This window comes from Variovorax sp. GW821-FHT09D07 (genome assembly GCF_059416345.1).
Window position 1 is genome coordinate 574991 of record NZ_JBWKOY010000001.1, and the last position, 13333, is coordinate 588323.

Annotated in this window: 12 protein-coding genes and 2 tRNA genes; 9 read left to right on the forward strand and 5 right to left on the reverse strand. The window is 68.0% G+C overall.

The annotated features are described in order from the left end of the window. The first annotated feature begins 7 nt into the window (after positions 1-7). The 3 genes from AC07OX_RS02705 (at position 8) to AC07OX_RS02715 (ending at position 1236) form a co-directional block, all read left to right on the forward strand. Positions 8-84: transfer RNA gene (locus AC07OX_RS02705), tRNA-Pro, on the forward strand. Between the two features lie 330 nt (positions 85-414). Next, the gene (locus tag AC07OX_RS02710; RefSeq protein WP_139140528.1) at positions 415-600 is read left to right on the forward strand and encodes a hypothetical protein; all 186 of its coding nucleotides are present in this window, start codon (positions 415-417) and stop codon (positions 598-600) included. Between the two features lie 559 nt (positions 601-1159). Next, positions 1160-1236: transfer RNA gene (locus tag AC07OX_RS02715), tRNA-Arg, on the forward strand. 153 nt (positions 1237-1389) lie between these two features. Here AC07OX_RS02715 and AC07OX_RS02720 read toward each other — a convergent pair. Next, complete coding sequence (locus AC07OX_RS02720; RefSeq protein WP_495259775.1) at positions 1390-2391, reverse strand: methyltransferase domain-containing protein; 1002 nt, start codon at positions 2389-2391, stop codon at positions 1390-1392. A gap of 366 nt (positions 2392-2757) precedes the next feature. Between AC07OX_RS02720 and AC07OX_RS02725 the strand changes: the two genes are divergently transcribed. Next, positions 2758-4368 carry an MORN repeat-containing protein gene (locus AC07OX_RS02725; RefSeq protein ID WP_495259776.1) on the forward strand — a complete coding sequence of 537 codons (1611 nt, stop codon included), beginning with the start codon at positions 2758-2760 and terminating at the stop codon, positions 4366-4368. A 106-nt stretch (positions 4369-4474) separates the two neighbouring features. Here the strand turns inward: AC07OX_RS02725 and AC07OX_RS02730 are convergent, their stop codons facing one another. After that, entirely contained in the window at positions 4475-4846 is a 372-nt protein-coding gene (locus tag AC07OX_RS02730; RefSeq protein WP_157755098.1) for a hypothetical protein, read from the reverse strand. An 8-nt stretch (positions 4847-4854) separates the two neighbouring features. After that, positions 4855-5457, reverse strand: coding sequence for a hypothetical protein (locus AC07OX_RS02735; RefSeq protein ID WP_495263264.1), 603 nt, complete (start codon positions 5455-5457; stop codon positions 4855-4857). Positions 5458-5523: 66 nt separating this feature from the next. On the opposite strand from AC07OX_RS02735, the gene AC07OX_RS02740 reads away from it, so the two are divergent. The 3 genes from AC07OX_RS02740 to AC07OX_RS02750 all read left to right on the forward strand — a co-directional run bounded on the left by AC07OX_RS02740 (position 5524) and on the right by AC07OX_RS02750 (position 9418). Beyond that, positions 5524-5925: a hypothetical protein gene (locus AC07OX_RS02740; protein WP_495259778.1), complete on the forward strand. Its 402-nt coding sequence runs from the start codon at positions 5524-5526 to the stop codon at positions 5923-5925. Positions 5926-6029: 104 nt separating this feature from the next. Continuing rightward, positions 6030-8000, forward strand: a complete 1971-nt coding sequence (locus AC07OX_RS02745) for a YadA family autotransporter adhesin (protein WP_495259779.1) — start codon at positions 6030-6032, stop codon at positions 7998-8000. A gap of 134 nt (positions 8001-8134) precedes the next feature. After that, on the forward strand, positions 8135-9418 hold the full coding sequence (locus AC07OX_RS02750; RefSeq protein ID WP_495259780.1) for an acyl-CoA dehydrogenase family protein: 1284 nt from the start codon (positions 8135-8137) through the stop codon (positions 9416-9418). A gap of 36 nt (positions 9419-9454) precedes the next feature. Here AC07OX_RS02750 and AC07OX_RS02755 read toward each other — a convergent pair whose 3' ends face one another. Further along, entirely contained in the window at positions 9455-9769 is a 315-nt protein-coding gene (locus tag AC07OX_RS02755) for a hypothetical protein (RefSeq protein WP_070060970.1), read from the reverse strand. Between the two features lie 317 nt (positions 9770-10086). After that, complete coding sequence (locus tag AC07OX_RS02760) at positions 10087-10914, reverse strand: crotonase/enoyl-CoA hydratase family protein (protein ID WP_495259781.1); 828 nt, start codon at positions 10912-10914, stop codon at positions 10087-10089. Between the two features lie 104 nt (positions 10915-11018). Here AC07OX_RS02760 and AC07OX_RS02765 point away from each other — a divergent pair, with 104 nt between their 5' ends. Beyond that, entirely contained in the window at positions 11019-12896 is a 1878-nt protein-coding gene (locus AC07OX_RS02765) for a PhoX family protein (protein ID WP_495259783.1), read from the forward strand. A 42-nt stretch (positions 12897-12938) separates the two neighbouring features. Continuing rightward, positions 12939-13328 (forward strand): DUF488 domain-containing protein, encoded by a 390-nt coding sequence (locus tag AC07OX_RS02770; protein ID WP_495259784.1) that lies wholly within the window; start codon positions 12939-12941, stop codon positions 13326-13328. Positions 13329-13333: the final 5 nt, after the last annotated feature.

Below are 13333 nucleotides of genomic sequence, written 5' to 3' on the forward strand. Positions count from 1 at the left end.
GGCTTGGCGGGGTGTAGCGCAGCCTGGTAGCGCATCTGGTTTGGGACCAGAGGGTCGAAGGTTCGAATCCTTTCGCCCCGACCAAAAGAAAAGTGAAAGCCTGCAATGACGAAAGTCGTTGCAGGCTTTTTTCTTTTCCGGGCCGGTCGAGATCGCCGCGAATCTCACGCCCCTTTAGACGTTTCGTAGCACGACCCACGGTTTTCCGTACATCGGGCAACGCCGCTGCCTTGTTGTTACACCATCAAGACAACCTTTTTCTTAAGGAACTACCCGTGAGGCCCTCGGCGCTCACGCAGAATCAAGCCAATCGTGATCGTGTTTACAAAGTATGCGGAATCGCGTTTACAAAGCCGAAGAGCTGAGTCAGGGATGGACGTCGCAACAGAACCCTCACCCCTGGACCCTTTTCCGATGCTGAATTACTTTTCCCGCTGTTCTTGCGGCCTCAGGCATCTCGCACGCATCGAGCGCCGGCCATGGATGCGACTCTTCTCGAGCCTGCGCTTCTACCAATGCAGCGCCTGCGGAAAGAAGCAACTGGCGTCCGAACGCGCGGTGAACGACGCGGTCTGGAAGTACCGCTCGGAAAACGTCTGACACCCTCTCAGCCCAGGCGATCCACAGAGGCATCGGGCGGGCGAAACGCCGTCCTTAGCAATCTGTTGCGCGTGTTGCCCTTTCGCTGCATGCCCTGCGCCCCCACAGAATCGAACGCGGGTGCTTCACGGTTGAGCAAACCGCGAAGCAGCGTCGGGGAAAGAGTGTCGACACCTTCCCGGTTTGAACTCTTCTGTGATGCTGCTGAATCTGTTTCTCCGATGTTCCTGCGGCCTGGCCGGCCTTCGCCGCATCGAGCGGCGAACCTGGATGAGGATGCTGCCGGCCCTCAGGTTCTACCGGTGCAGCACCTGCGGCAAGAAGCAGCTCGTGTCGAAGCAGGCCGCCGAGACCGCCAGGGTGTCGCCCCGCGCCGATCCCGCCCTTTCGCCCTCTCAACGACCGCCGCCGAAGGCGTCGTGCATGGAGGGATGTAGGTAGAATCCGCGCTTCCCCGGTCAGAGGCAGAAGCGTCCAGACCGTTGATTTTTCGGGTCTGTTGCCGCACCGCTTGCGGCCCGAGGACCGAAGGCTCCCGCCCTCGCTTCTCGACCGGAATCTGCCCGTAGCTCAGTTGGATAGAGCACCTGCCTTCTAAGCAGGTTGTCGGGGGTTCGATCCCCTCCGGGCAGGCCATTTCTTGGCTCCGCGTTCCCCCACAAAGAGTCGGAAACAGCCATTTCTCCTCCGTAGAAGCCGGCGTTCTTGCGCCACGAGCAACGGTGGCCGCCGCCCCTGCTCACCCTTTCCCTTGGTCGCTCCCGTACCTGCTTGGTGGTAAGCGCCAGATCAGCGACCGCGCCGCAGGGCGTGCACGACTGAACGCATGGGCGCAGTGACCTTCCAGGAATTCGAATCCTTCAAGGCCTTGATGGTTGCCTTCAGGTTTGCCACCTGTGCCTGGAGTGCCTCGATCTCGGCATCTCGCGAAGCCATTGCCCGTTCCAGAGCTGCAGGCTCCGCCTTCTCCACGGCATCGCACTCCACATCAACGAACATCGCTTGCCAGCTCGCGGCCGCCTCTGCGGCATTCGCACCTGGTTGGGCGTGCACGATGAATTCGTTCTGGTGGTATTCGGTCGGGAAATGTCGAGTGCACTTGAATGAGTGGTAGCCCAGTTCGGCCATCCGCCCCATGAGCTGGGCGAACGACGACGGGGTGAACACCCAGCAGTGCACATCACGGTACGTCTGGTTCTCCAGCACGTCGCGCGCCAGCATCTCGATGTCGGCCGGCGGATGCAGCAATGCCAGGCGCGAGCGGTCGAGCGTTCCGTCCCAGACGTGCCACGTATCGACCTCGGCAACGTTCGCCACGTCATCGATCACCTGCCGGATCTGAGGGATACGCGCGCCAACGAGATAGGCGGACAGGACATCGGCCAGCACGGTTTCGGTTCGCAGCAGGTCGAAGGTGTAGCGCCTGTCTGGGATCGCCAAGCGCAGGCTTCCCGTGGGCTTCAGCACCGCTTCGATTTCCTTCAGCCAAGCGATGAGGTTGGGAACATGCTCGATGACGTGCGAGGCGACAAGGAAATCCACGGGAGCCACGGAGGCTGCGATCTCCGGTAGTCCCTTCTCGCCCCAGACTCCACCGACATGAACAAGGTTGTCCACGTTGACCTGCGGATCGTCGCCGTACTTCTCGCGCAAGGCTGGCGTGTCTACGTGGTCAACATAGAACACCCCGGGCGATTCCCGCGGAATGATGGGCTTGTCCAGTGCTCCGATCTCGATCCCCGCCGCAGCCTGAAGATCGATCCCCTCAAGTAGTTTTTCGATGCGAGTCATCGCGCCAGTATTGCACGGTCCTCGGCCCTGACCGAAGCCAGGATCGGGGCGCAATTCAGGGCGGCTCAGGCTCTGTGGCGTCGGCCCAGCGACCAACTTCCCGCAGCCGATCAAGAACGGCGCACTGGCGACGTGACGACCTGGTTGCGCCCCCTTCAACCTCCTCCGGACACCATTTCCCCTCTGTCGTCCGCGTCCTGATCGCATGTCGGGAAGCCCTGCGCCCCACCGCGGCGCCGGCATGCGCCTCTCGTATCGCCGCCAAACGACCCGACCCACCGGTTCCCGTGGACTCCCACAAAAGCGGTATTTGGTTTGCAGATCGCTCCGCTAGATTCGGCCGATCACAAGACCGAGGAGAACGTCATGACGATGGCGACCACCGCACGAGAACCAGCGCACGTTTCCAATTCCATGCACAGAGGGCACCAGCGCCCCAGGCAGGCGATCCGGCTTCCGCACCCTTTCCTGTCAGCACTCGTCCTCAGCGCCTGTGTGCTCGCGGTCCCCATGACAGCGCGGGCCCAGGTCAATCCCGAGATCGCGAATTGCCTCGAGCTCAAGGACGAAGCCACGGTCACCCAGGCCGACCTTTGCTCGGCCCACATCGGTTGCCGTTTCGTGCTGAGCGCGCAGAAGACCTGCGCGCGCGCCAAGGGCTACCTCGAGCGGCTGCAGACGGCCATCGGCGAAGGCACGCGCAACTTCTTCGGCTTCTACCGCAAGGAGGTCACGCCCGATGCGATGTTCACCGCAGTGCTCGGCGGCGATGACCGCGAGAACGAGCGCAAGCTCGGTGGCCTGGCGCAGCCGCAGCGCCTGTCGCAGGAGATCGGGGCGCGCGTGCGCGAGGTGGGCATTGGCGACATGCTGTCGGGCAAGAGCAACGGTGACACGACCTGGGTCTACTACGGGCAAGTCAAGGACGGCAAGGCAGACGGCACCGGCACACGCATCTTTTCCGATGGCGAGATCCAGCGCGGACAGTTCAACGCCAATCGCGTGCATGGTGCCGCCGACATGCTGTACGCCCCCAATGGCAATCGCTACGTGGGAGAGGTGGCCAGCGACAACCGCGAAGGACAAGGCGTGCAGGCGCTCAGGGACGGATCGACGCGGTCAGGCACCTGGAGCAAGAACGCGTCCTTCCAGGGTACTTTCTCGCGCGCCGACGGCACACGTTTCGAAGGAAGCATGAGCACCAACTGGCGCACACAAGGGCGTGAGTACCGCGCCGATGGCACGCTGGCCGAAGAAGGCCGCTACGAGAACGGCAAGCTGTCGGTGGGCACGCAGTACGACGTGGCCGGCGTTCGCACCGAGGTCAATCTGCCGGCCGCGCGCGAGGCCACCGCCCGCGAGGCCGCCGAGAAGACCAGGCTCGCAGCAGAGGCCGAGAAGCAACGCAAGCGCGAAGAGGCTGCACGCGCCGAGCAGCAGTTCCAGGCCAGCCTGCAAAACATGAACCCCGGACAGCTGTTCGCGCGCGCCGACGAACTGAACGCCCAGGGCGACCGCGCCCGCGCGCGCGAAGTGCAGCGCACCTTGATGAGCCGCTTCCCCGACCATCCACTGGCGGCCACGACGGCGCGGCAGATGACGGGTGAGTCGGGTGGCAGCACGAACGCGGGTGGCGGTTCGTCGCCAGCGGGCACGGCCAACGCGGCCAGCCGCCCTGCCGGAACGCGCCTTTCCAGCCAGACCTGCGAAGCCATGAAGCAGTCGGTCATCGCGACGAAGGTCGCACCCAATGCCTCGATCACCGCCAGCCAGGAAACAGTGATGTTCATGACGAAGACGGTGCTGGACATGATCGCCGCCAACTGCCCCACCGAGCCCGGCGTGACACCCGCCCAGATCGCCGCGGAACGCCAGACGCGCCAACAGCAATACGCCGCCGCCGAGAACGCCTGCAATGCCGTGCAATCCGGCGGGCGTCGGTGCGTTGCGCAGAATCATTTCGGACCCGGCCGTTGAGGCCCTTGGCCCCTGGCCGTCAGAACAAGGGAAGGACCACCTGGCAATGAGTCGTCGCTGAAAGAATGGCACGGGCAGCGGACGCCGACCCTGGCCGCTTGCGCCTTCAGCGTGTCTTGCCACGCAGCCTGGTGGTCAAGGTGTACCAGCCGTGCTTCATGATGAGCAGCGACAGCACCCCCAGCACCACCGGGACGATGATGTACTCGGCCATCGAAGGCAGGTCCGTCATGGCGGTTCGCGACTTCTTGATCGTGTCCCAGACGGCGAAGGCGCCCATGGCGAAGCCCCCCAGGAGACTGAAGACCGCATCCGTGAGGAAGCCGAACCAGGCCGCGAACCTGGACAGCGGCACGGCGCCCGGCCAGTCCAACGCCAGCCACACAAGGCCCAGCACGAGCAAGGCGACCATGGCCACGAACCAGGCCACGAGCCCGTAGACAAGCAAGGGCACCATCGAGAAAAAGGCTGCGGACATGGCGGCCATCAGTGCCCGTCGGCGACAGCGGCCTGTGCACGCGCGGACAACGCCACGCCCGGCGGCAGCAGCGCCAGCGCCTGCGCCCCGCGCGCCGCCGTGCCCACATTGGCCACGAAGGTCCGCCGCGCGTCGTGGAACTCGAAGATCAGGTTGAAGGTGCCATAGGCCTCGCGCACATCGACCTGGCGGATGTCCGCGAAAGGCCGCTCGCGCTGGCGCAGCACGCGGTACACGAGTTGCTCGCTTTCGATGCGCAAGACAGGGTTCAGGCTGTTGGTCGCCAGCGCCACCCACGGCAGTCCGCGCAGGCCGGTGAAGGTGGCCACGACGGGCACCGCGCCCCCCTTGATCGCGAGGGGCGCAGCGCCCGCCCGGGGCGCCTTTGGCGTACGGAGCTTCTTCCAGAGCCAGTAGAGAAACCAGAACGACAGCCCCTGAAGGACGATCACTCCGACGGTCCCCAGGACGGTCATCCAATCCATCTGCACGTCGCCTTCCTCTGTGACACAGCCTGGGCCCTCCCCCGGCAAGGCGCCATTAAAGCAGAGGGTTCCACGCGCCAGATGCGCGCCGTCTGTCATTTGAATTCTGGATTCAATACTGTACATTTAAACAGTATTCTCAAGGAATCCACATGCCGAAGAACGCATCCCAGTCCAACGCGTGGGTGAACCATGACCCAAGCTGAACTCTTCTTCCCCCGGCCGGCAACGCCGCCCTCGCCCCTCTTCAACTTCCACGAGCCCGCCGCCGCTGCGGCCGCGCTCGAAGACACCGAGGACGAGCCGCGTGACGCCTTTTCCGCCAAGCTGATCGACTACCCCCATTCGTCGGCCGACGCGGTCAAGGTCGCGGAGCAACGCTTCCGGCGCGAACTCGAAAAGCAGCTGGGCGCCGACGTGCTGCCGGCGATGCGCGCCTTCCAGAACGCCAGCGAGTCGAGCGACACCGACCTCACCAAGAGCGAACTCGCGCTGGCCGCGCGCTGGGTCAAGGCCTACGACGCTGCGCGCACGGCGGGCTTTCGCGACCTGGGCGACACGGACGAAGCCTACTTCGAGGTCAAGGCGATCTAGCACCCTGGCGAGGGCTCGTACCAGTTTTCGGTGATGGCTCCCTCGAGGGCAAAAAGACACACTCCGTCGCGTTTGTCTTGTTTGCTTTCACAGGGGAAGAGTCCATGCCGATCCACGTCCACATCCATGATGTCCATGGACAACCGCCGCGCATCCGCGCCCTTCGGCACTTGGCCGCCGTGGCCTTGCTGGTTGCCGGCAGTGTCCATGCGGCCGGCCTGGTCCACGGCAACGTGGGCAATGTGGGCGCGGTGCAGTCGGGTGGATTCGGCGGTGTCGGCGGAGGTGCCGCCTCGACCTCCGGCGACGGTGCGACAGCGCTGGGTGCGGGCGGCGATGGTGGCGTGGGAACGTCCGGCGGGACCGGCGGCACGGGAGGGGCCGGCGCCAGCGCCACCGCAAGCGGCACGACGGCCATCGGAGGCGGAGGCACCGGTGGAGAGGGCAGCGCAGGCGGCACGGGCGGCACCGGAGGACGTGGCGCACAGGCATCGACCAGCGGGGCCATCGCGCTCGGCGCGGGAGGCACCGGCGCTAGCGGTTGCTGCGGCTTTTCCCCCCCGTCGGGCGGCAGCGGCGCACAGGCATCGGGCAACGCCGCCGTCGCCATCGGCAGCGCCTTGGGCACCCAACAGGGCGCCCAGGCCTCCGGCAACGGCAGCACGGCCATCGGCGGCGCGAGCGACACAGCCTCGGGTGCGGCAGCGCAGGCCACGGGCAGCGTGGCGATCGGCTCCGGCAGCCGGGTCGTGAACGGTGCGAACGGCAGCGTGGCCATCGGCGCGAACTCGGTCGCCACATCGGCCAACACCGTGTCTTTCGGCAGCGCGGGACAGACGCGCGGCCTGGTCAACGTCAGCGCCGGCGCGGTGAACGCCACCAGCACCGATGCCGTCAACGGCGGCCAGCTGTACACCGTGCATCAGAGCGCGGCCAACGCACAGGCCACGGCCTCGGCCGCCAATGGCACGGCCCTCACCGCCATGGCCGACGCGGGCGCGGCGCAAAGCACAGCCAACACCGCTCTGAGCACCGCGCAGGGCGCGCAGTCGGGCGCCGCCACGGCGCAGGCCGCAGCGGTGGCCGCCCAGGGCACGGCCAACACCGCGACCACAGCAGCAGCCACGGCCCAGAGCACCGCCAACACGGCGCTGGGGGTGGCGAACAACTCCGTGCAGTACGGCGCGGGCGGTGCCCAGGTCGCGCTGAACGCCAACGGCGGCGCCGGCACCACGCTGAGCAACGTGCGCGCGGGCGTCGCCGCCACCGATGCCGCCAACGTCGGCCAGCTGCAGCAGGTGCAGCAAGGCGCGCTGACGACGGCCAACACCTTCACGATGCAGCAGATCGCCGCCTTGCAGGGCGTCATGAACCAGGCGCTGTCCAACGGCCTGTGCAGCTTCAGCGGCGGCAATGTGACCTGCGGCACCGGCACGCAGGCCACGGGCACGGGCGCCACGGCGCTGGGCACCAACGCCACGGCCCAGGGCGACAACACCACGGCGATCGGCAACGGGGCGCAGGCGCGCTACGCAGGCTCGGTGGCGATCGGCGCGGGCGCGAAGGCGCTGGCCGATCCGACGACCGCCGTCGGCAACGACGCCGTCGCCACCGGCAACAACGCGGTGGCGCTGGGCGCCAACACGCTGGCCGCGGGATCGAACTCGGTCGCCCTCGGCCAGGGTTCCGTGGCCGCGCGCGACAACTCGGTGTCGGTGGGCAATGCCGCCACCGGCCAGACGCGCAGCATCGCCAACGTGGCGCCCGGCGTGCTGCCCACCGACGCGGTCAACCTCCAGCAGGCACAGCAGTTGACGGCAGCCGCGGTGTCCGAGGCGCGCAGCTTCGCAGCCAAGGGCGTGGCCGCGGCGATGGCGATGGGCGACGCGCCGATGCCGTCCGCCCCCGGCAAGACCAGCTGGGCCGCGCAGCTGGCGAACTACAAGGGCCACTCCGCGATGGGTGCCAGCGTCGTGCACCGCCTCGCGACGGACATGCCGCTGGCGCTCTCCGCCGGGGTCAGCGGGTCGAGCGGATCGGTGGGCGTGCGCGTGGGGCTCAAGGGCGAGTTCTGACGCGACGGCGCAGCCCGCCCGCCGCGCATAAGAAAACACGAAAAGCGTATTTCCCAGCGACGGCATGGCGCGGGCACAGTCCCACGCCTGTATCGCTCTTTTTCCGGCGCGCCCTCGGGGCCGCCCGGCTCTCCATGGCATCCATCCACGACACGCCGACGCGCCCCGCCGCGCCCACGGCCTCCGCCCGCCCTTCCACGCTCGCACCCTCTTCCCAGCAACTCGCCGAGCGCTTCCGCCCCGTCTTCGCGCGCATCGCCGAGCACGCGGCGCAGCGCGAGAACGACCGCGAACTGGCCTACGCGCCGGTGGCCTGGCTCAAGGCCGCCCGCTTCGGCGCACTGCGCGTGCCGCTCGCGCACGGCGGCCTGGGCGCTTCGGTCGAGCAGCTGTACGACCTGCTGATCGAACTCGGCGAGGCCGACTCCAACCTGCCACAGATCCTTCGCGCGCACTTCGGCTTCATCGAACGCCTGTTCGCCGAGATCGATCCTGCGCTGCACGGCCCCTGGATGCGCCTGGCGGCCGACGGCGTGATCTTCGGCAACGCCACCACCGAGCTCGGCGAAGGCGCGCTCGGCGCGCTGCAGACCACGCTCACGCGCGACGTGCAGAGCGCCGACACATGGCGCCTGGACGGCGACAAGTTCTACAGCACTGGCACGCTCTACGCCGACTGGATCTCGGTCGCGGCCCAGCGCCTGAACGACGACGGCAGCAGCGACCGCGTGATCGCGCTCGTGCCGGCGGAAGCCGCGGGTGTCGAACGTGTCGACGACTGGCGCGGCTTCGGCCAGCGCCTGAGTGCCTCGGGCACGACGCGCTTTCGCCAGGTGCGCGTGAAGCCCGAGCACGTGCTGCTGTACGTGCGCGACCAGCCCACGCCGCTCACCGCGCATTTCCAGCTCACGCACCTGGCGACGCTGGCGGGCATCGCACGCGCCATCGTGCGCGATGCGGTGGCCTTCGTGCAGCCGCGCAAGCGCGTCTACAGCCACGGCAGCGGCGCCACGCCGCGCGAAGACCCGCTGGTGCAGCAGGTGATCGGCCAGCTCGCGAGCACGGCCTTCGTGGCCGCGTCGACGGTGCAAGCGGTGGCGCGCGGTCTGGGCGAGGTCGATCGCCACCTGCAGCGCGGCGAGGCCGTGCCCGAGCAGTTGCTGTTCGAGGTGGAGCTGAACACCGCCAAGGCGCAGGCCGGCATCGTCGACGCGGTGCTTCAAGCGGGGACGCGGCTGTTCGACATCGGCGGCGCCTCGGCGCTGCAGGAAGACCGGCGGCTCGACCGGCACTGGCGCAATGCGCGCACGCTGGCGTCGCACAACCCGACGATCTACAAGGGACGCGTGGTGGGCGACCACCTGCTCAACGGTGCGCGGCCGACCTTCTACTGGGCGGTCGGCGCCATCGCGAGCTGAGACGGGAAGAAAAAGGAAGACGCCGCGAGGCGGTGTTCAGACCCGCGGCAGCGCCGCGAGAAAGGTCGACACCACGATGGCCGCCGCGCGATCGAGCTGCAGGATGTCGGCGACGTCGAAGGCGTTCGGCGCCGTGTGGCCGCTGGTGCCGAGCGGCTTGCGGATTTCGACCAGCACTTCGGCGGCGAGTTCGCGATCGCTGCGCGGACGGCCGTCGGGGTGCATCACCCACTCGTCGACCTGCTCGATGGGGATGCTGCGAAACACCCCCACGATCGGGACGTACTTGTAGCGGTCCTCGCCCACGAGGATGGGCACGCTGAGATTGCAAAAAAACGTATTCGTCGACATGCGGAACGCCGTCGCTAGCCAAAGCAAAAGTTGATTAATTGTTTTCGAGTGTGACTCCGATAGTCATTTTCCCGACCGAGGGCATACGGCAAGACGTGACCTTCTGCACACAAAGTGCGGTCAATTCCGCCGAATTACTCGGGAAAACAACTACTTAATTCTTACACAAAGACACGGATGGCGCGCTTTGTGTACGATTTTTGGCATACGAAATGTTGCGACCGCCGCTTCGGCCGGCGGAAACGGGCGCGCCAACAGCTGCGCCTCGCGGTTGTCCGCACCGCGAGGAACGCAAGAAAAAACCGAGAAGAAGAAACTCAGGCCGGCGCGCTGAACTGCGGCGCCCGCCGCTCGATGTTGGCCTTCACGGCCTCGCGCTGGTTGGGGCTGCCGATCAGCGCCTGCTGCTCGACCGACTCGGCGATCAGCAGCTCGGCGGCGCTGTGCGCGAGCGACGCGTTCAGCAGCCGCTTGCCGGCGCGGATGGCGTCGGGGCTCTTGGCGGCGATCTCGTGCGCCATCTGCAGCGCCTCGGCCAGCGGGTCGACGGCCACGCGCGTGGCCAGGCCCAGGCGCACGGCCTCTTCGCCCGAGAAGATGCGGCCGGTGAAAGTGAGTTCGCGCACGACGTCGGTGCGCGCCAGTTCGCGCATCAGCACCATGCCGGCCATGTCGGGCACGAGGCCCCACTTGATCTCCATCACCGACAGCTTGGTGTCGGCCGCCACGAGCCGGATGTCGGCGCCCAGCGCCACCTGCAGCCCGCCGCCGAAGGCCACGCCGTGCACGGCCGCGATGACCGGCACCGGCACTTCGCGCCACACCATCGCCACCTGCTGCGCGGCGTTCGAGAGGCCGTGCGTGCGCGCGACCAGGTCGGTGCCGCCGGCCGCGGCGCCCAGCACGTCGCTGGCGGCGCCCTGCCCCATGCGTTCGAACGACGCCATGTCGAGCCCCGCGCAGAAGGCCTTGCCGCGGCCCGCGATGACGACGGCGCGCACGCTCTTGTCGTCGCGCAGCGCTTCGCCCGCCTGGACCAGCGCGTCGAACATCGCGGGGTCGAGCGCGTTCATCTTGTCGGCGCGCGCCAGCTGCAGTTCCACCACGCCGTCGGCGTGGCGGGTCCATTCGATACGGTCGCTCATTGCATGTCTCCTGTCGGTGTCCGGGTATCGGCTCAGTATCGCGCGACCGGGCCGCTGGGCGATGATGCGCACTGTCGCCGACCCAACACCTCCGCTGCCTCGCCATGCCTCTGGACCGCCGTCACTTCCTCCTGCAATCGGGCGCCACCGCCGCCGTCGTCGCGCTGTTCGGCCAGGGCTGCGCGCGCTCGCAGCTGCCGCCCTCCACGAGCGCGACGGGCCCGTCGGGCTTCTTCACCAGCGTGCCCATTTCGCAACGCGATGCGGTGGTGGTGCCGCCGGAGTACGAGTGGCAGATGCTCTACCCCTGGGGCGCGCCCACGGGCGTTGCGGGCCGCATGCCGGCCTTCGCGCCCGACGCCGGCAACAGCGCCGACGAGCAGGCCCTGCAGGCCGGCATGCACCACGACGGCATGCACTTCTTCGCGCTCGATGCGCGCGGCGAACGCGGCCTGCTCGTGATGAACCACGAGTACACCGACGAGCAACTGCTGCACGCCGACGGCGTGAAAGCCTGGAGCGCCGACAAGGTCCGCAAGTCGCTGCATGCGATGGGCGTGTCGGTGATCGAGGTCCGCCGCACACAAGAAGGCTGGCGCCAGGTGCTGCCCTCGCCCTACGCGCGCCGCGTGCATGGCCGCACGCCGATGCGCATCGCCGGCCCCGCCGCGGGCACGCCGCTGATGCGCACCGCCGCCGACCCGGCGGGCACCACCGTCTTCGGCACCTTCGCCAACTGCGCGATGGGCGTCACGCCCTGGGGCACCTACCTGACCTGCGAGGAAAACTTCCACGGCTATTTCGGCGGCCCGAAAGAGGCTGCGAACCACGCGACGCCCGCGCAGCGCCGCTATGGCACGGTGCCGGGCGCGCAGTGGGTCGAATACTGGCGCTTCGACGAACGCTTCGACCTGAGCCGCCATCCGAACGAGCCGCACCGCTTCGGCTGGGTGGTCGAGATCGATCCCTTCGACCCCGAGTCGGTGCCCGTCAAGCGCACCGCGCTCGGCCGCAAGCGCCAGGAAAGCGCGACCTGCACCGTGGCCAGGGACGGCCGCGTGGTGGTCTACATGGGCGACGACGCGCGCTTCGAATACATCTACAAGTTCGTGAGCCGCGACCCCGTGCGCCCCGGCACCGATGCCGCCGCGCGCGCCGCCAACCGGCACCTGCTCGACGAAGGCACGCTGCACGTCGCGCGCTTCGACGCCGACGGGCGCGGGCGCTGGCTCGAGCTGGTGCACGGCCGCCACGGCATCGACGCCGCCAGCGGCTTCGCCAACCAAGCCGAAGTGCTGATCCACGCACGGCTGGCGGGAGACATCGTCGGCGGCACGAAGATGGACCGCCCCGAATGGATCGCCGTGCATCCGCACAGCGGCGAGGTGTACGTCACGCTCACCAACAACACGCAGCGCGGCGACCTCGGCAAGCCCGGCGCCGACGCCGCCAACCCGCGTGCACCCAACTTCTTCGGCGGCATCCTGCGCTGGCGCGAAGACGGCGGCGACGCGGCCAGCACCGCCTTCGCCTGGGACCACTACGCGCTCGCAGGCGACCCCGCGCAGCCCGGCGCCGGCACGCGCTACCCCAGCGACAGCGCCGACGCGTTCGGCTGCCCCGACGGCCTGCACTTCGACAGCGGCGGGCTGCTGTGGATCCAGACCGACATGAGCGGGCAGTCCATGGGCAAGCCGCCCTATGCCGCGCTCGGCAACAACCAGATGCTGTGCGCCGACCCGGCCACGGGCCGCATCCAGCGCTTCCTCACGGGGCCCAACGGCTGCGAGATCACGGGCTGCGTGGTCACGCCCGACCGGCGCACGCTGTTCGTCAACATCCAGCACCCGGGCGAGTCGCGCGACGACGGCGACGCGAAGCACAACAGCGCCTGGCCCGATGGCACGCAACCGGGCAGCGCGCGACCGCGCTCGGCCACGCTGGCGATCCGCCGGCGCGACGGCGGTATCGTCGGCACCTGACAGTCGAACACACCACAACAACAGCCCAAGGAGATCCCCGTCATGAGCATCCGCATCGTCCGCCTCGGCACCCCGCGCGCACCCGGCGAGGGCCTGCGCATCGGCACCGTGCGCCGCCCGCCGCGCGGCGTGCCGAAGACCGAGTTCGCCTCGCAGAACTGGTACGACGTGTGGTACCCCAACCTCGCGCCGTCGACCGAGACGATGAAGCTGGGCCAGGAAGCCGAGACGCCGGCGCAATGGAACGCCTTCATGCGCAAGTACAAGGCCGAGATGGCCGAGGCCGACGCCAGCCGCAGCCTCGACCTGCTCGCGGCGCTCTCGCACACCGCCGCGCTCGCGGTCGGCTGCTACTGCGAGGATGAATCGCACTGCCACCGCTCGCTGCTGCGCGGCCTGCTGGCCGAGCGCGGGGCGGACATCGCGGCCTGAGCGCG